Raw genomic sequence first — 19,036 nt, forward strand, 5'->3', positions numbered from 1 at the left:
TGGGTATTATGGGTAATGTGGAAATTCATCCCTGTACGGCATAAAATAAAGGAATCTATCAGGAAGGAGCCTTAGCCAGAAAATTGTCGAACAAATTATTCATTATAGGGTTTGTTTTGTTTGACCTAAATTGACCAAAAAGTGTATCATACATACATAAAGAATTTAAATGATTCTCTTAATCGAAGGAGGAAATGAACATGAATTTAATTCCTACAGTTATCGAACAAACAAGTCGTGGGGAGCGTGCCTACGATATTTACTCCCGTTTATTAAAAGACCGGATCATTATGCTAGGAAGTGCAATTGACGATAATGTTTCCAACTCCATTGTTGCTCAATTACTATTTTTAGAAGCGGAAAATCCTGAAAAAGATATCACTCTATATATCAACAGCCCAGGTGGAAGCATCACTTCAGGCATGGCCATTTACGATACTATGCAATATATCAAACCTAATGTATCCACAGTATGCATCGGTATGGCCGCTTCCATGGGTGCTTTCCTATTGGCCGCTGGCGAAAAAGGCAAACGTTATGCGTTGCCAAACAGTGAAGTCATGATTCACCAACCGCTTGGAGGAGCTCAAGGTCAAGCTACGGAAATTGAAATAGCTGCCCGCCGTATCCTTCACTTGAAAGATAAACTTAACCAAATTTTAGCAGAGCGGACTGGACAGCCTATTGAAGTCCTTCAAAGGGATACGGAACGTGATAACTTCATGACTTCCGAAAGAGCTCTTGAATATGGCTTGATTGACAAAGTCATCACGCGCAGCATCCTTGATGATAAAAAGGACTCTAAATAATCATGCAACAAAAGGCTCCGGAGATCGCCTTAAGCGACTCCCGGAGCCTTTTTTACATGATAAAGGAAAAAGGATGCACTTTTGGCATCCTTTTCCTTTAACCCTCTTGCTGAACGAACTCTTCCAGTGCCGCTAACGCTTCTTTTTCATCGCGTCCTTCAACGATTAATTTCACGGACACGCCAGAACTGATGGCAAGGCTCATTAACCCCATTATACTTTTTGCATTCACTTTCTTTCCTTCTTTTTCAAGAAAAACATCTGAATGAAAGCGGTTAGCTTCTTGTACAAAAAGAGCCGCCGGCCGTGCTTGCAAACCCGTTTTCAATTTTACCTCAACTTGTTTTTCCACCATCTTGATCTCCCCTGTTAGTTTTATTTTTTCGCAGCAATAGCCTCTCCCCCACGGAGCCTGTCAGCTATTTCATCAATTTTTCGTAATCGGTGATTAATCCCGGACTTACTGATGGTTCCCCCGGATACCATTTCCCCAAGTTCCTTCAAGGTTATATCCTGAAACGCTATCCTAAGTTCCGCAATTTCCCGAAGCTTATCCGGTAAAATGCTTAGTCCTACCGTATCATCGATATAATGGATATTTTCAACCTGGCGCAATGAGGCCCCGATCGTTTTGTTCAAATTAGCTGTTTCACAATTCACAAGCCGATTCACTGAATTACGCATATCACGGACAATCCGGACATCCTCGAACCTTAATAGAGCTGAATGGGCGCCAACTATGCTTAAAAACTCGGCAATCTTTTCGGCTTCTTTCAAATAAATGATGTACCCTTTCTTGCGTTCAAGCGTCTTGGCCTTCAAGCCAAACTTATTCATTAACTCACAAAGGGCATCATTGTGCTCTTTATAAAGTGAGAAAATCTCAAGGTGATAGGAAGACGTTTCCGGATTATTTACCGACCCCCCCGCAAGAAATGCACCTCTTAGGTATGAACGCTTACAGCATTTCTTCCCAACAATAGTATCGGATATTTCATGGAGAATTTCAAAACCTTCCCCTAAAATTTCCAAATCGGTTAAAATCCGCTGCCCTCCGGATGACATCCTGACAATATATACATTATTCTTTTTAAGCTTCATCTTTTTACGGACCAACAGCTCGACCTGGACCTCATAACTTTTTTTCAGCAGCGTATAAATCCTTCTGGCAATCGCGGCATTTTCCGTTTGAATATCCACAACAAGCTTCCGATTAGAAAATGAAAGGGATCCGTTCATCCGGATAAGCGCACACAATTCCGCTTTACCACAGCAATCCTTTCCCTCTAATGTAGTAAGCTCTTTTTTCGTTTCTGAAGCAAAAGACATCCATTTCACCCCCAATCGAACGCAGGTAATCTATTTTTATCAATAAAAAAACGTCCCCGCTTATATCTACGGAACTATGTGGCTTTTTGTTTCATTTACAAGCATATTATAAAGCAAATCCGCCACTTTTTTCGTATCATGGCGTATTACATTCCCTTCATAGCTGAAAATGCGTTCTTGTATGATTTCAAGACCCATCCGTTTTAAACTTTCCACATCATACATGACCGGTTTGGCATATTCAGCTTGGTAGCGTTGCTGAATCTCGGTTGGTATTTCCTCATTATTAACAAGTATCCTGTCAATATATGCATTTCCCATATGGTCATATATCGCTTTTATATGATCGCTCGCACTATAATCCAGCGTCTCGCCGGCCTGTGTCATCAAATTGCAGATGTACACCTTCTTAGCCTTGGAACGGCCAACCTCTTCTCCTAAACCAGGGACAAGTAAGTTAGGCAGAATGCTAGTATATAGGCTTCCTGGACCTATGACAATAAGATCAGCCTGCTTGATTTCCTGGAGAGTTTCACTAAGCGGCTTTATATGATGGGGAGACAGAAACACTTTTTTTATTTTCTTTCCTGAGAAGGGAATCTTGGATTCTCCTGTAATTATCGTTCCGTCATCCATCTCCGCATGGAGAACCACACTTTGGTTGGCAGCCGGAAGCACTTTACCGCGGACATTAAGAAATTTACTCATTTCCTGGATCGCATGGACGAAATCCCCTGTCAACGAGGTCATTGCCGCAAGTATCAAATTCCCCAGCGAATGCCCGGACAACTCATTTTTACTCTGAAAGCGATGTTGAAACATTTGTTCAACAAGGGGTTCTACATCCGATAACGCAGCCAGCACGTTACGAATATCACCCGGAGCGGGAATATCCATATCCTCGCGAAGGCGGCCTGAACTTCCACCGTCATCAGCTACCGTTACGATTGCCGTTATATCCACCGGATGCTTCTTTAACCCTCTCAACAAAACGGGAAGGCCGGTTCCCCCTCCAATGATCACAACCTTAGGTTGTTTCTTTTTATCTAACATCTGCTTTCCCCTTACTTTTTTCGATATCGCGATGTGACACTTGAACCCTGTAATCCTTTTTGAAGTGGTTTGAAATATACTCCGTCAGTGCTACAGAACGGTGCTGACCGCCTGTACACCCAATCGCAACAACAAGCTGTGCTTTCCCTTCACGTTTATAATACGGAAGCATGAAAGCGAGCAGATCGGTCACTTTTTCCAGGAATTTTTGCGTCTCGCTCCATTTTAAAACATAGCCCGACACTTCCTGTTCCAAGCCAGTCCTTGGCCTCATATGGTCAATATAATATGGATTCGGCAGGAATCTTACATCAAATACAAGATCGGCATCTATGGGCAGACCATGCTTGAACCCGAACGACATGACATTGACTGTAAAACCGACACTTTTATCGGCAGAAAATTCCGAAGCGATTTTCTCCCTCAATTCGCGCGGTTTCAGGTGGGAAGTATTAAAGATCAACTGAGCCCTTCCCTTCAATTCATCCAAAAGTTCCCGTTCCATTTTAATGCCTTCCAATGGCCGGCCTAATGGAGCAAGAGGGTGGGTCCTTCTCGTTTCCTTATATCTGCGGACCAAGGAATCATCATCCGCTTCAAGAAAAAGGATTCTTGGTGATACTGCAGCTGTATCCGTTAAATGATCCAGTGCAAGAAATAAGGAATCAAAAAACTCCCTTCCCCTTAAATCCATGACAAGGGCCACTTTATTCATCTTATTCCCGGAGTCCTTCATTAACTCCAAAAACTTTGGTAATAGCGTGGGCGGCAAATTATCGACGCAAAAAAAGCCGAGGTCTTCAAAACTTTGCACCGCCACCGTCTTACCTGCTCCGGACATTCCGGTAATGATGACCAATTGCGTTTCACTCATCTGCCCTGTACTCATAGTTTCTCCGCCCCCATGTATAGCAATCTTTTTTATATATGAAAATTAGCCTGGATCCAATCGGTAAGAAAGCAGCTTGAACTCAGGCGTATAGGTAAAGGTTCCATAGATGATCCCACTTCCATGAACCATATAGTCCAGGATGTGGAAATCACCTTCAGCCATCATCAGCTTTTTAACATCTTCAACCGGATGCCAGCTAAGTTCCCCTTCTTCACAAACATCCACATTTACACCATCGGATTCCGTTGCAAAGAAAGTGAACATCATCCATTCTGACAAAACCTTATCTCCGTCCTTCATAATGAAGGTGAAAATACCTTTGATGGAAGGGTTTTTTAAATAAACGCCCGTTTCTTCGCGATATTCCCTAATGCAAGCATCGCGAACAGATTCCCCAGGCTCCATCTTGCCGCCTGGAGCTACCCACCATCCGCGTCTAGGCTTTTTCAATAAGAGGATTTGATTATCTTTGATCAATACACAGTTTGTGACACGTTGCACGTTCTTCACCTCAATTGGATCTGCTCGACTATAGAAACCTTCACCCCCCGTGTTAAAGAGATTCAGTTTATATCCTTAAACCGCCGCTAGATATCCATTTGGCGATTTACAAATGCTAATAGTTCAAACAAGTTGTATTTTTCATCTTCTTACCATTATGAAATATATATATGTGTAGTCTATCTTATCATTATACTATTTTTGAAATGAGCTAACAATAAAGTAAACTTCCTGCATTGAGGGAATATCCCTTCGCAAGGAATCACGGAGGTGAGCCGTTATCCTGCTTAACACCTATTCTTCTCCACTTTCGCAGCCTACATGCAAAGGGTTGGTTTACTTCACATTAAAAAACATTTAAAAACACCCTAAAAATTGGAACTAAAGATATAGTCTTAAAGCAGGAAAACAAAAAAAAGACACAGAAACTTAATCTGTGTCCTTAAACGTTTATAATAAAAGGGGGTCAACTTCTACCCCCACTATAACCAATCATTATTTCACACGTGTTACAACACCGTTAAAACGGAATTACGATTGTATATTCCCTTGAAATCAAGCCTTTGGCTGCAATTTTTCTTGAAGTTCCTCAACGAAATGCTGAGCGGATTGAGCGGCAATGCTACCATCGCCTGTAGCTGTAACGATTTGGCGCAATGTTTTTTCACGGACGTCACCAGCAGCAAAAATACCAGGGACACTTGTTTCCATCCGATCATTCGTTTCAATATAGCCTGTGGAATTCAAGATGCCCAAGTTCTCAAATGGTTTAGTTAGCGGAAGCATTCCGATATAAATGAATACACCGTCTGCGTCCATCACTTTCTCTTCTCCGTTTTCAGTGGAAACTAGAGTGACCCCGCCGACTTTGCCGCCTTTTTCATTGATTTCCTTCAAAGTATGATTCCAGATGAAGTTAATTTTCTCATTGGCAAATGCCCGATCTTGAAGTATCTTTTGAGCACGAAGTTCGCCACGTCTGTGAACGATCGTCACTTTTGAAGCAAAGCGGGTTAAGTAAACACCCTCTTCAACAGCAGAGTCCCCGCCGCCAATAACGAACAGTTCTTTTTGCTTGAAGAATGCACCATCACAAACTGCACAATACGATACACCGCGGCCGCCCAATTCTTTTTCGCCAGGAACGCCGATTTTCTTGTATTCGGCACCAGATGAAATGATGATTGAACGTGCTTTGAATTCCTTGGAACCGGCTTTGATCGTTTTATACTCATCACCGTCAATGATTTCCTTAACATCCCCATAGGCATACTCCGCGCCGAATTTCTTTGCATGGTCGAACATTTTCGTTGAAAGTTCAGGTCCGAGTATCGTGTCGAATCCAGGGTAATTTTCAACTTCCTCCGTATTGGCCATTTGCCCGCCCGGTACTCCGCGTTCTAACATCAATGTTGAAAGGTTCGCGCGTGATGTATAGACAGCCGCCGTCATCCCTGCAGGACCAGCTCCAATAATAACAACGTCATAAATTTTTTCAGACATGTTTTCACTCCTCCATATTCCATTACAAATGGAACCTTCACTACGGTTAGTGTTCCCTACCTATTATCCTATATAACAAATAATTTTTCGTCCAAATATCTGCTCAACCCAGTAAGTTTTGAACCAACTTTACGTACTTCGATAAGGTGGACACCGATATGAAATGTTTGTCTGCGATTGCCTGTTTGCTCGCCTTCTCATCTTTAAGCTGATTCCACACGTACTCCACCGCAGATGCCCAGCCTGCTGGATTATTTAATTTCTGCTCGGATTTTACCGCTTCGATGAAGACGGAAAACCACATTAAATAGAGCCCGGCTTCATTTAATTGTATCGGTTGGAAATGCTGATATAATAACTCAGCTGTGCGATCGGCAAAATCAATCGGTGTCAATTGGCGATCTTTAGCAGGACCTTGAACAAGCTCGGCATAATCACGTTCCAAATCAGTGAAATTCTGATTTAGGTTGAGGACCTGGTTTTTCAATAGCTTTTGTTTATGAACCGAATGTTTCAGAAGGAAGATGGCAAACAGCCTTTCTTCGATGAATTCACTTTCCAGCCTTTTTATAATAGAAGGAAAATGATGTTCAAAACCATCTGAAGTTGCATTCATATCTCCCCAAGGCTCCATGCCTTCCTTTTCCGGGTTCATTTCCACGACCTTTTTCCATGCTTTTTTGGCAGCCTGTTCATGGCCTAAGTGGTAAGCGGAAATGGTAAGCCAATAGTAGAAGGTCCCATCTCCCTCGAACCCTTGCTTTTGGAGTACTTTCAGCCATTTATATGCAGAAGCATAGTTTCCGATCAAAGCGAAGGTCGCCCCAATCTTGAAACGATGTTCGGATAGCATCGGCCGAATTTTCTCCAGCATCTGTATAAGCTCTTCAACCTTTGCTTCATCCTGTTGATAATGATGAAAAACAACAAGGTTACAAAGCGCATGCAGGTTTCCCGGACTTTTTTCCAGTACCTCATCAAGTGTTTCAAAAGCTTCATTTACTTGACCAAGATAGAAATAGGCAAGTGCCAGGTTATTATAAGCGGACCAGTAATCCTCGTACTCGGCAATCGTTTCTTTCAACACTTCGATTGCCTTCGGAAAATTCCCTGATTCAAGGTACTCACGGGCTTGCTCCTGTTTGGTAATGAGTCCATCATGCTTGAAGGGATTTTCTTCTGACTCATCCGACTCAAAAGTTATCAGTTCCAGCAGATCCTCTGCATCATCGCTGAACTCCCCGTCTTCTTCTTTATCAAGATAAGCACTGGCGTGACGATAAGCCTCCTTGAACATGCCTAAGTGGGCATAATTATTCGCCAGGAAGTAATGACATTCCGACATATAGGGATCCATCACATCCAAGATGTTTTCCAAGAGGTTGTTTGAATAATTATATTCACCGATTTCCGAGCAAGTGATTGCCAATTGACAAGCTATCATCGGTTCAGCAGGTTCAAGTTCCAGCGCACGTTCCAGGTATTTTTTTGATTTTGGTAATTCTCGTCTATGATAAGCTTTTAAACCCTTGGTGAAATAATACTCACCTGTTGGGTGAAAGGTTAGAATTTTTGCCTGTTGGCCAAATTTAGAGTCTTTACTCATGTAATCCTCCATCTACAAGTTGATTAACCATAGTATTATAACATATTGGTGTAAATTTGCCGAACAATTCAAGAAAATGGAAAATGCGAATTACCTTACTTTCCATTAGAGAAAATGAATGATATACCTAGTCAAGATTGTGCTCAAAGTCGTAAACACAAAAAAAGCCCTCCTATTGACGGAGGGCAATCATTATTCATTCGCTTTCTTTCGGTTCGTCCTTATCGGAATGTCTAGCCTTCAATACATCAAGCACTGCTTGGAAAGGCAGCTCCTGCTCCTGAAGAAGAACGAATAAGTGATAGAGGAGATCGGCACTTTCCATTGAAAGTTCCTCTGCATCACGGTTCTTGGCAGCTATGATCACTTCTGCCGCTTCTTCACCGACTTTTTTCAGGATCTTATCAACGCCCTTATCGAATAGGTACGTAGTATATGAACCTTCAGGCATTTCTGATTTTCTTTTTTCAATCAATTTTTCCAATTCCGTCAAGAAGTTCACATCCACCTTCATGACTTGCCCGGCTTCACTGTTTTGGTAAATCGTTTCGCTAAAACAGCTGGTTGCCCCTGTATGGCACGCTGGACCAGCAGGAACGACCCGAACGACCAATGCATCTTGGTCGCAGTCATACTTCATTTCGACGATTTTCTGTGTATTACCGCTGGTTGCCCCTTTATGCCATAATTCATTGCGTGAACGGCTGAAGAAAACCGTTTCACCTTTTTCAAACGACATTTGCAGCGATTCTTTGTTCATATAAGCAAGTGTCAGCACTTCGCCGGTTCCTGCATCTTGAATAATTGCCGGTATCAGACCTTTTTCGTCGTATTTAATAATTTCAAGATTCATCGTACAACCACTCCTTGTTGTTTGAGAAACGCTTTGACTTCTTTGACGGATGTTTCTTTATAATGAAAAATCGATGCGGCTAACGCTGCGTCGGCTTTTCCTTCTTGAAAGGCTTCCTGGAAATGCCCAGCGTTACCTGCCCCGCCTGAGGCGATGACTGGCACTGAAACGGCTTCGGATACCGCTTTTGTCAAAGCGATATTAAACCCTTGCTTCTCGCCGTCACAATCCATGCTTGTCAATAAAATTTCACCTGCACCGCGGATTACGGCTTCCTTCGCCCACACGATCACATCCCATTCAGTCGGTTTCCGACCGCCGTGGGTATATACGCGCCATGAACCAAGCTCTTCTTCATATCGGGCATCAATGGCGACCACGATACATTGGGAACCAAAATAGTCAGCACCTTCATTAATTAAATCAGGGCGCAGAATGGCTGCTGTATTTAAGGATACCTTATCGGCACCGGCTCGTAAGATCTTCTTCATATCAGCCAATGAATTAATGCCGCCGCCCACCGTGAACGGGATTGCCAAGCTGCCCGCTACCGCTTGAACGACATCGACGATCGTTTCCCTGCCTTCATGTGATGCGGAAATATCCAGGAAGACAAGCTCATCGGCACCTTCTTGGTCGTAAAAGGCTGCAAGTTCGACAGGATCTCCAGCATCCCTAAGGGAAACAAATTGTATGCCTTTGACTACGCGCCCATCCTTTACATCGAGGCATGGAATAATTCGTTTAGTGAGCAATTTAACCACGCACCTTTTCTAGTGCTTCTTGTACAGTAAAACGATTGGTATATAGTGCCTTGCCAATGATTGCCCCTGCAATGCATTGGGCTTCATACTCTTTGAGGGTGATAATGTCTTCGAGTGAACTAATGCCTCCCGAAGCAATCACATTTTTACCGGTTGCCTCCGCCATCGCCAATATACCTTTCACATTCGGACCTGAAAGCATGCCATCCGTGGCGATATCAGTCACGATAAAGGTCTCTGCACCAGCATCGGCCAGTAATTTACCAAGATCTATTGCAAGGGTTCCAGATGTTTGCAGCCAACCATGGGTGGCTACCCTGCCATCCTTCGCATCGATCCCGATTGCGATATGGCTTCCATATTTCCTGATCATATCTTTAGTGAAATCAGGGTCGGAAACGGCCGTGCTGCCTAGAATGACCCGTTCCACCCCATTATCCAGGTAATGGGCTATATCCCGTTCCGTACGGATGCCGCCACCGATTTGAATGCGGGCCCCTAACTCGCTTGCAGCTTTAATTACATATGAATCATTGATGCGTACTCCCTCTTTAGCTCCGTCAAGGTCGACCATATGTATCCAATCGGCTCCTTGGTCCGCAAAGCTTTTAGCCATATCGAAGGGGGAATCGCCATAAACGGTTTCCTGATTGTAATCTCCCTGGATTAAGCGGACGCATTTGCCTCCGCGCATATCAATTGCCGGGTAAATGGTAAAGTTGCTCATGCTTCTTCCTTCCCTTCTACTAATGCCAGATAATTTCTCAAGAGTGACATGCCCATCTTCCCGCTTTTTTCCGGATGGAACTGCATGCCGAATACATTCCCTTTGCCGACGATCGCCGGCACTTCCACATCATACGTCGCCGAAGCGGTAACGTATGATTCATCCGTATCGACGTAGTAAGAATGGACGAAATAAACATGATCCTCTTCAAGTCCCACATTCACTGGTGACACGCGTTTAAATTCAAGACGATTCCAGCCCATGTGCGGCACTTTATAAACCTGGTCATTCGCATCCACTCCTTTAAAACGAACGACTTTTCCTGGGATGAGGGATAATCCTTTTGCCGGTCCATTTTCCTCACTTTCATCAAAGAGAAGCTGCATACCAAGGCAGATGCCTAATAAATAACCTCCATCGGCTACATATTCCCGCAGGAATACATCCAGCTTTTGTCTTTCCAAAAGACTGATGGCATCCCTGAAAGAGCCAACGCCGGGAAGTATGATCCCTTTCGACTTTGAAAGTTCTCTTGGATCATCGGAAATGAATGAATCGGCACCCAGTCGCTCAAGACCTTTGCTTACAGAAAATAAATTCCCCATGCCATAATCGACGATCCCGATCATTTACAACATTCCTTTCGTCGAAGGGATGCCTTTGACACGTGGATCGATTGTCGTAGCTTCATCCAATGCACGTCCAAGCGCTTTGAATATTGCTTCGATCATATGATGTGTGTTGTGACCGTAATGAACGACTACATGCAGGTTCATCCTGGCTTCAAGAGCGAATTTCCAAAGAAACTCGTGCACCAGTTCAGTATCGAAAGTACCAACCTTTTGCGAAGGAAACTCAGCCCGGAACTCCAGATGCGGACGGTTGCTTAAATCGATGACAACCTGGGCGAGCGCTTCATCCATAGGTACGAAAGCATTTCCATAACGTTTTATCCCGCGCTTGTCCCCAAGCGCCTCCAATAACGTCTGCCCCAAGCAAATGCCAATATCTTCAGTTGTGTGGTGATCATCCACGTCTGTATCCCCATTTGCATCCACTGTCAAATCAAACTTCCCGTGTTTCGTGAACAAATCCAGCATATGCGTCATAAACGGAACGCCCGTCTTAATGGAGGAATTACCTTCCCCATCCACACCAAACTTCAAACTAATTTCCGTTTCATTCGTCTTTCGCTCCACACTAGCAAAACGTTCCATTACAACTCCTCCTCAACGGGGCAAGACCCCTTTTCCCATGATGTAAAAGCATGTCATAAGTCTTTATATCAGTGATTTCACTTATTTAATAAATCAGGATTTTCCCCCGGATTCATTTACACCACGTGATTCAATGGCCCGGGCATGGGCCTCCAGCCCTTCCATTCGGGCAAATGCTGCGATTTTTTCTGCATTTTTGCGGAAGGCCTTTTCACTATACATGATGATGCTCGATTTCTTTTGGAAATCATCCACATTCAGCGGGCTGGAAAAACGGGCGGTCCCATTGGTAGGCAACACATGATTGGGACCTGCAAAGTAATCCCCTACAGGCTCCGAACTAAAGCGGCCAATGAAGATTGCCCCGGCATGGCGGATTTCAGCCATGATTTCAAGTGCATCTTTGGCCACAATTTCCAAATGTTCCGGTGCAAGTTCATTAATCGCTTCAACAGCTTCTGCCATATTCCCGCATACAACGATTCTTCCATAATCCCTTATGGATGCTTCAGCCATTTCATGGCGTGGAAGTAACGCCACCTGCTTGGTCACTTCTTCTGCCACTTCTTCTGCAAGAGACGTTGACGTCGTAACCAAAACACTGCAAGCTCGGGCATCATGCTCCGCCTGTGAAAGCAAGTCTGCCGCAACTTCTGCAGCGACGGCTGATTCGTCCGCCAATATCGCTATTTCACTTGGACCTGCTATCATATCAATGGCGACATCTCCGAATACTTCGCGCTTCGCTAACGCCACATATATATTTCCCGGCCCCACTATTTTATCCACATTCTTAATTGTTTCCGTCCCATAAGCGAGAGCAGCTATAGCTTGAGCCCCGCCAACTTTATAGATTTCCTTAACTCCGGCTATTTTGGCAGCTGCCAAAACCGCTGGCGACAACTTCCCATCTTTCCCTGGAGGAGAAACCATAACGATCCGTTCCACCCCCGCGGCCTTCGCAGGCAACGCATTCATCAATACTGACGAAGGATATGCCGCTGTGCCTCCAGGTACATAAACACCTACAGCATCCAGAGGCGTCAATTTTTGTCCTAGCATCGTTCCCGTCTCATCAGTCGTAAACCATGAATTTCGAATTTGTTTCTCATGAAACATTCGGATATTATTCGCAGCTTCTTGAATAATATCAAGCTGCTCAGCAGTTAAGGCCGCTGTCGCTTCTTCCATTTCCTGTTCCGATACAAGTAATTCCCCTGGGCTGACTCCATCGAAACGTTCGGTATAGGTATGTAAAGCGGAGTTTCCGCTTTTCCTGACATCATAAATAATATCCTGAACCGTTTTTCTTTGATCGGCAGTACCCGCTTCAACCGAGCGTTTCAATGAAATCCCTTCAGCAAACCGTTCTATTTTCATACCTTCACCTCATTAGCGATTCTAAACTATTCAATAATTTCTGCTAGCCGTTCCACGATTTCGGTAATCCTTGTTTCTTTAATTCGATAGCTGACAGGGTTTGCTACCAGCCTCGAAGTCACATTGGCGATTTTCGCATATTCCACTAGACCATTTTCCTTCAGCGTCCGCCCCGTTGAAACGATATCGACGATACGTTCAGCTAAACCAATTAACGGTGCTAACTCAATGGACCCATTCAACTTTATAATCTCGACTTGCTCCCCTTGCTCCCGAAAATAACTGGAGGCAACATTCGGATATTTACTGGCTATTTTGGGGGCGATGTCACTTATTTTCGTTCCAGGCAGTCCAGCTACAGCTAAATAGCAGGCACTGATTTTCAAATCAAGTAACTCATAGACATCACGTTCTTCTTCTAACATGACATCCTTCCCTGCAATTCCAATGTCAGCGACGCCGTGTTCCACATAAGTTACGACATCCATCGGTTTAGCTAAAATGAACCGCAGATTCTCCTCTTCCACTTCAAGGATCAATTTCCGGGAATCATCAAACTCGGGAGGGAGACGGAAATCGGCCCTTCTTAATAGTTCTGCCGCTTCTTCAAATATTCTCCCTTTCGGCATCGCAATCGTTAAAAAGCTATTATTCATCCTTTCCATTCCCCCCATTCCCTACGAATAAATGAACTTCAGAAAATGTCCGTGTAAAAGCATCAACATTTTGGACCACTGTAATATCTTGAATCGTTACCAATTTCCCGTCGGTGCGTTTCATTCTTGCAAATTCAATCGCTTCCAATCTCCGTTCGGGACTGAATAAAATACATTCTGGTGCGACCGGCTGGATCGGCTCCCCAAGAGCTTCCGCAAGGCGATCCACCCGGATTGCAAAACCTGTGGCCGAAGCATCCCAGCCGAACTTCTCAAGCAGATTATCATACCGGCCGCCATTGCCGATTGGCGAACCAACTTGTCCCGCATACACTTCAAATAAAGTTCCCGTGTAATAACTCATATGACTGACCAATGTTAAGTCGAAGCTCACATATTGTTCAACGCCAAATTCTTTCAGCTGTGCAGACAATTCCTTCAGTTCAGCCAAAGAATCTTGCCCTTTATTATTCTCAACCAACCACAGCGCCTTTTTCAAGGTTCCTTCACTGCCCCTTAATGAGGTAAATTCGATAAGCCGTTGTTTATCAATGGATGAAAGTGGCAGTGATTTAACATGCTCCCGGTAACCAACATAATTCTTTTCATACAAAAACTTCCTTAATATAGAGGCTCTTTCCTCCGTACCTAGAATGCTTAAGAAAAATTCTTGCAGAAATCCAATATGTCCAATGGAAATCTTAAATTCCCTAAGTCCCGCAGCCTTTAAAGCATCCGCGAGCAAGGCAATCATTTCAGCATCGGCACTTATAGACTTATTCCCGATACACTCAATACCAATCTGTTCGAATTCTGCCGGCCTGCCTCCTTCTCGCTGCTGTGCCCGGTAAACATTCGCGGAATAGGCCAGGCGAAGCGGAATTTGCTGTTTTAACAGTTTGGATGCTGCGACCCGTGCAATGGGGGCGGTCATCTCTGGACGGAGTACGAGCGTATGTCCCTGGGAATCAAGAAGTTTAAACAACTGTTGATCCAATATTGCTGAAGCCTCACCAATTGTTTCATAATATTCCAAAGCAGGTGTTTCAATAAATTGATAGCCCCACTTCTTGATTTCATCACTCATTTTATTTCTGGCCGACACTTTCGTTTCATACAGAACCGGCAATGTATCTCTCATTCCTAACGGTTTTTCAAACATAAATGGCTTTGTCACGACTGCACATCCTTTTGAAATATTGATTACTATCTATATCCAATCGGTCCGCCTATAGGCAAAAACCGATGCACCCATTCTTAGTTTGTTATCCCTTTATCTTTCCAAGGTTTCAAGCTTAAATCCAAATTTCGGATAACATATAATAAAAATAGTATCAAATTAAATGACATAATCATATAAATACTCGAAATAATCTATTAAATCACTTTAGTTCGCTAATATGGTAGCAGGTTGAAGTTATTAATAGTTTACCCCTGCCCCCACCTTACGTCAAGGAAAAAATGCCTAATTTCATTACTTCAATACCACGGTGCTCTTGGAAATACTTCATGATCGGTTTAAGCCCTATCCGAAGGAGTTATACCTTTCTCCTGGATAAATCTTCCTATCTTTAACCATTTATCGTCATTAATGTATACCTTTTGATATAGCTGCTTTATATGATTTAGGAGTTTAGTAATATTATAAAATTTTAGGAGGAAATGGGAATGAAGAAATATTTTTTATTTTTTGTGGCACTTATCGTTCTTTTTTCACTGGGTTTAAGCGGAACGAAGGGTTATGCGGCAGCTAAGATCAACCAGGATGAGCTTAATGCATACCTTTCTGAAGTTAGAATGACGCAAGAAGAATTGGAAAACTATCTATCCTATTACGACTTAACATTGAATGAACTGGAATCTGTAGAAGAATTGCGTGATACATTAGGACAGACCGTCACTCCTGAGACCTTACAGAATCTACTTAAAGAATATGAAATGACAGAAGCTGAACTTAGGGAATTATTAATAGAATACGGCGAACTGGAAGAGGGAGACACCATTATCGATACCTTTCATTTCATTTACGACATTGAGGATATCATCGAATTAGAAATGGGTTATGACGAGGAAGAGATGGAATACGGCGATGAAGAGATCATCGATTTAATGGATGGTCTCTTTACTGGGACCGGCCTTACTGACGAAGAGCTCGACAGATTCATGAACCATATTTCGCCTATCGTCGATGACCCTTCCTTTGAAGATCGTTTACTGGCGATCTCCGATAGGATGGATCAACTCGAGTATTTTGAAACAATTGATGAATTGTCAGCAGAATAAGTCGCTGAGTTGCTTTCTATATATAAAGATCTTCAAAGCTTGCTGCAAATTCAATTCAAATTCGCCTTAATTCAGAATGGTGTCACGACAAACCTATCCCTTGAGGCTTTATTCCAGCTTAAGGAATTAACGAATGCTAGTTTACTAGTTTCCATTTATGATTTAGACGGCAATTTTTTGCTCGATTTCACATTGACAGGTGAAATGATCGGTTCCGATTTAGTGAAAGAAACCGGTAATGACATGAAACAGTCCACTGAGGTCATTTCTAAAGTGGTTGAGGTCAAAAAGGAAAAGAAGAAACCCGCAAAAACTGAACATAAAACGGAAAAAGGCGGAGTGCTTCCTAAAACGGCTGGTCATTACTTATTCGGTGCTTTAATCGGTTTAGTGCTGATGGGTATGGCTTTCGGATTAATTAGAAAAGCGAGATCCACTAATTCAGATGAGCAAAAATAGGCAATCCAGGCATAAGAAAACATGGTTACTCATCATTGCTGTTTGCTTTTTAACCTTAGGTTCTTATTTTACAACGACGAACGCCTATAAGATGTTAAAAGGCTATGCCCTATATAAATGGAAATCCGAACCAACGGAAGCGACGGCTAAGCTTCCCGAACCAAAGACGAAAGCCGATATTCCCGATGGACTTGAACTATATGAAGAACGGCCCGAGACAGGTGATTTAATGGGTGAGCTTTATATTCCAAAAATCGAGGCAACACTCCCAATTTATCACGGAACGGACGAAGATGAACTCGAAAAGGGCGTCGGTCATTACGCGGGGTCCGTCCTCCCGGGTGAAAAGGATAATTCGGTTTTATCCGGTCACCGAGATACAATTTTCAGAGATCTAGGTGAAGTCGGCAAGGGAGACTTGCTGATTGCCAAGACAGAAGCCGGTTCGTTTACATATAAGGTGAGGAAGGTTCGTATTGTCGACGCAGATGACCGTACCGTGATCGTTCCCAAGCCTAAAGCCACGCTTACAGTAACAACCTGCTATCCTTTTTCATATATTGGTAGTGCACCGGAACGGTACGTATTGGTTGCCGATTTATTGAAATCGGCAATAGATAAATGAGATAGGGGGCTGAAGTTGTTCAGCCCCCTCTTCATAAATCTTTATTAGATGATAGGAGGACAAGCCCAATATGGATAAACAGGCACAGGAAAGGTTTTTTAAAAGAAACGTATGAAGCGACTGTGAACCAAGAAAATGTATCAATCAACGAAGTGATAGAGCATCTAAAGAATGAACTGACTCCGTTATACCAAAATGCCATTAAAAAGGACCTGCCACATAAATGGGCAAGTCCCTTTTTTCATAAGGAAGTTTGCTGCTCTCTCTCAAGCATTTCCTCTTTGGTATATATGACTTTCATTGGATTCCCACCGACGAAAGCCCCCTCTGGAACATCCTTATGGACAAGCGTTCCCGCAGAGACAATCGCCCCATTACCAATTGAAAGCCCTGGAAGAATGGTCGAATTCGCTCCAATCAATACTTCATCACCAATGACTACATCTCCTAAACGATATTCATGAATCAAATATTCATGGGCAAGGATCGTCGTATTATAGCCAATGACAGTATTAATGCCAACCGATATTTTTTCCGGAAACATCACATCCGGCATGACCATCAAGGCAAACGAAGTATGCTTCCCTACTTTCATATGTAAAAAAGTCCTGTATAGCCAATTCTTCATGCCCAGAAAAGGCGTATAACGCGCCAGCTGTATCACCACAAAATTCTTAACGACTTTCCAGAATGGAACGGTCTTATACACATGCCATAGTGAATTGGCCCCTTCAACTGGATAGCGGGACGTGCGTCTCATTTTCTTGCCTCCGTGAGCTTTTCAACCTCAACGATATTCAATAGATCCGCCATCTGCTCAAGCATATAATCAGGGTGATAATTTTCAAGGAATTCACGGCCTTTAATGGACCATGAGACCCCTGCCGTTTTTGTACCTGTATTTTTCCCGCCCATAATATCATGATAACTGTCGCCAATCATGATCGCTTCTTCAGGAACCGAACCGAGTTGATGTAAAGCTTTTACCAAAGGCTCTGGGTCCGGCTTTGCCTTTTCCACCTCATCCAGCGTGACCACCACTTCAAAGAATTGATCCAGTTTGCTTAAACGCAGGCCCTTTTCAACGACATCACGTTTCTTTGTCGTAACGACTGCCAATTTATAGCCGCCCTGCTTCAATGTTTGAACGGTCTCGAACACTCCGTCAAATTGTGTCACAAGCAAATCATGGTTCCTCCAATTATGGTCCCGATAGTATGCGATCATTTCATCCACTCGTTTTGGATCAATGGAAGTGAAAGTGTCAACCAAAGTCGGCCCGATAAATGGAATGATATCTTCCCGATTGAATTTTCCAGGACAAAAGTGGTTTAAAGTTTCTGTAAAAGAGGCGATGATCAATTCATTTGTATTGATCAACGTCCCATCAAGATCAAATAATAAGGTAGTTATGTTACTGTTCATATACAGCTTCCTTTCTCTGTACCCTGTCAGTCCGATTCCATATATACGCAACGGCCATCGTTAAAACAATGGCAGTGAGTACCCGAATAAGTAACAACGGCAAGACCGGAATCCCCAGCGGAATAAAAATCAGTGTGTCTTCTACAACAGCATGGCAGGCAACTAAAAAGATGAATGCAATCGTCATATCCTTCTTCGAAACATTATCCTCTTTAGCCGCTTGAATCATTACGCCTGCTCCATATGCCAAACCGAGGGTCAGGCCTGTAACGAAAGGCATGGAAGCATTCGGCTTCATTCCCAGGACCTTCATGAAGGGAGCCAGGGCTTTCGAGAAGGCTTCCAGCCATTTTAAATCTTTCATGATTTGAACCGCCACCATGAGTGGGATAACGATGACAGCCAGCTGACCGATTCCTGAAAGGGCCTGGATGACACCATGTAAAAGGATTGCACCCGCTCCGTTTATCTCTGCAGCCTCCCCTATAGCCACTCCTTGGGCCATGTCAGATCCGCCCTGCCAAACAAGATTGATGACGACCGCTGACAAAAGCGCAAGCCCGATCCGTACTGTTAAAATGATCCACAGCTTGACACCGGTTTTCATCGCCACACCTGACTCGATCAATAAATTATGTGAAAAAGATAGCATGATAGCGATAATAAAAACTTCCTTCACAGTTAAATCAAGCGTTAATATGCCAGCGATCGCTGCATACAAATTCAGGAAATTCCCTAACACGAGCGGAATTGCCGCATCCCCTGGAAGACCGATGAGATTCATCAAAGGCGCTATCAAATCAATGATGAATGGCAAGACAGGCGTATATTGAAGCAAAGTGACGATCAGAGTGACTGGGAAGATCACTTTACCCAAAGACCAAGTCGTATTCAAGCCTGAAAGAAATCCCTTTTTAATCGAATCTACTAACACTATGCCCTCTCCCTTTACAC

20 protein-coding genes and 1 pseudogene are annotated in these 19,036 nt (G+C 43.4%); 3 read left to right on the plus strand and 18 right to left on the minus strand.

The window, feature by feature from the left end; translation table 11 throughout:
- The first annotated feature begins 200 nt into the window (after nucleotides 1-200).
- On the plus strand, nucleotides 201-809 hold the full coding sequence (gene clpP / locus IOC57_RS08520; protein WP_063233960.1) for an ATP-dependent Clp endopeptidase proteolytic subunit ClpP: 609 nt from the start codon (nucleotides 201-203) through the stop codon (nucleotides 807-809).
- 97 nt (nucleotides 810-906) lie between these two features.
- On the opposite strand, the gene IOC57_RS08525 is transcribed toward clpP, so the two are convergent.
- The 15 genes from IOC57_RS08525 to IOC57_RS08595 form a co-directional block, all read right to left on the minus strand.
- Nucleotides 907-1,164 (minus strand): HPr family phosphocarrier protein, encoded by a 258-nt coding sequence (locus IOC57_RS08525; RefSeq protein ID WP_207438316.1) that lies wholly within the window; start codon nucleotides 1,162-1,164, stop codon nucleotides 907-909.
- A 20-nt stretch (nucleotides 1,165-1,184) separates the two neighbouring features.
- Nucleotides 1,185-2,138, minus strand: a complete 954-nt coding sequence (whiA, locus tag IOC57_RS08530; RefSeq protein ID WP_207438317.1) for a DNA-binding protein WhiA — start codon at nucleotides 2,136-2,138, stop codon at nucleotides 1,185-1,187.
- A 66-nt stretch (nucleotides 2,139-2,204) separates the two neighbouring features.
- The gene (locus tag IOC57_RS08535) at nucleotides 2,205-3,191 is read right to left on the minus strand and encodes a gluconeogenesis factor YvcK family protein (protein WP_207438318.1); all 987 of its coding nucleotides are present in this window, start codon (nucleotides 3,189-3,191) and stop codon (nucleotides 2,205-2,207) included.
- On the minus strand, nucleotides 3,181-4,080 hold the full coding sequence (gene rapZ / locus IOC57_RS08540; protein ID WP_207438319.1) for an RNase adapter RapZ: 900 nt from the start codon (nucleotides 4,078-4,080) through the stop codon (nucleotides 3,181-3,183). The genes IOC57_RS08535 and rapZ overlap by 11 nt, the downstream gene beginning before the upstream one ends.
- Before the next feature lie 45 nt (nucleotides 4,081-4,125).
- Entirely contained in the window at nucleotides 4,126-4,584 is a 459-nt protein-coding gene (locus IOC57_RS08545; protein WP_207438320.1) for an NUDIX hydrolase, read from the minus strand.
- 555 nt (nucleotides 4,585-5,139) lie between these two features.
- On the minus strand, nucleotides 5,140-6,087 hold the full coding sequence (trxB, locus tag IOC57_RS08550; protein ID WP_207438321.1) for a thioredoxin-disulfide reductase: 948 nt from the start codon (nucleotides 6,085-6,087) through the stop codon (nucleotides 5,140-5,142).
- 103 nt (nucleotides 6,088-6,190) lie between these two features.
- Nucleotides 6,191-7,693 carry a tetratricopeptide repeat protein gene (locus IOC57_RS08555; RefSeq protein WP_207438322.1) on the minus strand — a complete coding sequence of 501 codons (1,503 nt, stop codon included), beginning with the start codon at nucleotides 7,691-7,693 and terminating at the stop codon, nucleotides 6,191-6,193.
- A 196-nt stretch (nucleotides 7,694-7,889) separates the two neighbouring features.
- Nucleotides 7,890-8,546, minus strand: a complete 657-nt coding sequence (gene hisIE, locus IOC57_RS08560) for a bifunctional phosphoribosyl-AMP cyclohydrolase/phosphoribosyl-ATP diphosphatase HisIE (RefSeq protein ID WP_207438323.1) — start codon at nucleotides 8,544-8,546, stop codon at nucleotides 7,890-7,892.
- Entirely contained in the window at nucleotides 8,543-9,301 is a 759-nt protein-coding gene (gene hisF, locus IOC57_RS08565) for an imidazole glycerol phosphate synthase subunit HisF (RefSeq protein ID WP_207438324.1), read from the minus strand. Before hisF ends, hisIE begins: the two co-directional genes overlap by 4 nt.
- Nucleotide 9,302: 1 nt before the next feature.
- On the minus strand, nucleotides 9,303-10,037 hold the full coding sequence (gene hisA, locus IOC57_RS08570) for a 1-(5-phosphoribosyl)-5-[(5-phosphoribosylamino)methylideneamino]imidazole-4-carboxamide isomerase (protein WP_207438325.1): 735 nt from the start codon (nucleotides 10,035-10,037) through the stop codon (nucleotides 9,303-9,305).
- Nucleotides 10,034-10,666 carry an imidazole glycerol phosphate synthase subunit HisH gene (gene hisH, locus IOC57_RS08575; RefSeq protein WP_207438326.1) on the minus strand — a complete coding sequence of 211 codons (633 nt, stop codon included), beginning with the start codon at nucleotides 10,664-10,666 and terminating at the stop codon, nucleotides 10,034-10,036. The genes hisA and hisH overlap by 4 nt, the downstream gene beginning before the upstream one ends.
- The gene (gene hisB, locus IOC57_RS08580; RefSeq protein WP_063233950.1) at nucleotides 10,667-11,254 is read right to left on the minus strand and encodes an imidazoleglycerol-phosphate dehydratase HisB; all 588 of its coding nucleotides are present in this window, start codon (nucleotides 11,252-11,254) and stop codon (nucleotides 10,667-10,669) included.
- A gap of 93 nt (nucleotides 11,255-11,347) precedes the next feature.
- The gene (hisD, locus tag IOC57_RS08585; protein WP_207438327.1) at nucleotides 11,348-12,634 is read right to left on the minus strand and encodes a histidinol dehydrogenase; all 1,287 of its coding nucleotides are present in this window, start codon (nucleotides 12,632-12,634) and stop codon (nucleotides 11,348-11,350) included.
- A 26-nt stretch (nucleotides 12,635-12,660) separates the two neighbouring features.
- Nucleotides 12,661-13,290 carry an ATP phosphoribosyltransferase gene (hisG, locus tag IOC57_RS08590; RefSeq protein WP_207438328.1) on the minus strand — a complete coding sequence of 210 codons (630 nt, stop codon included), beginning with the start codon at nucleotides 13,288-13,290 and terminating at the stop codon, nucleotides 12,661-12,663.
- Nucleotides 13,283-14,467 (minus strand): ATP phosphoribosyltransferase regulatory subunit, encoded by a 1,185-nt coding sequence (locus IOC57_RS08595; RefSeq protein WP_207438329.1) that lies wholly within the window; start codon nucleotides 14,465-14,467, stop codon nucleotides 13,283-13,285. Before IOC57_RS08595 ends, hisG begins: the two co-directional genes overlap by 8 nt.
- A gap of 491 nt (nucleotides 14,468-14,958) precedes the next feature.
- On the opposite strand from IOC57_RS08595, the pseudogene IOC57_RS25785 reads away from it, so the two are divergent.
- Together IOC57_RS25785 and IOC57_RS08610 are read left to right on the plus strand one after the other, a co-directional pair.
- Nucleotides 14,959-16,032, plus strand: a pseudogene (locus IOC57_RS25785) (processed acidic surface protein).
- Nucleotides 16,013-16,657 carry a class D sortase gene (locus IOC57_RS08610; protein ID WP_396020787.1) on the plus strand — a complete coding sequence of 215 codons (645 nt, stop codon included), beginning with the start codon at nucleotides 16,013-16,015 and terminating at the stop codon, nucleotides 16,655-16,657. Before IOC57_RS25785 ends, IOC57_RS08610 begins: the two are co-directional and overlap by 20 nt.
- Before the next feature lie 241 nt (nucleotides 16,658-16,898).
- On the opposite strand, the gene IOC57_RS08615 is transcribed toward IOC57_RS08610, so the two are convergent.
- The 3 genes from IOC57_RS08615 to IOC57_RS08625 are packed head-to-tail and all read right to left on the minus strand — an operon-like array spanning nucleotide 16,899 to nucleotide 19,016.
- On the minus strand, nucleotides 16,899-17,417 hold the full coding sequence (locus IOC57_RS08615; RefSeq protein ID WP_207438333.1) for an acyltransferase: 519 nt from the start codon (nucleotides 17,415-17,417) through the stop codon (nucleotides 16,899-16,901).
- Entirely contained in the window at nucleotides 17,414-18,082 is a 669-nt protein-coding gene (gene ppaX, locus IOC57_RS08620; RefSeq protein WP_207438334.1) for a pyrophosphatase PpaX, read from the minus strand. Before ppaX ends, IOC57_RS08615 begins: the two co-directional genes overlap by 4 nt.
- Nucleotides 18,072-19,016, minus strand: a complete 945-nt coding sequence (locus IOC57_RS08625) for a nucleoside recognition domain-containing protein (RefSeq protein WP_207438335.1) — start codon at nucleotides 19,014-19,016, stop codon at nucleotides 18,072-18,074. The genes ppaX and IOC57_RS08625 overlap by 11 nt, the downstream gene beginning before the upstream one ends.
- Nucleotides 19,017-19,036: the final 20 nt, after the last annotated feature.

It is taken from the genome of Bacillus sp. SD075, assembly GCF_017355165.1.
GTDB lineage: Bacteria > Bacillota > Bacilli > Bacillales > DSM-1321 > Peribacillus.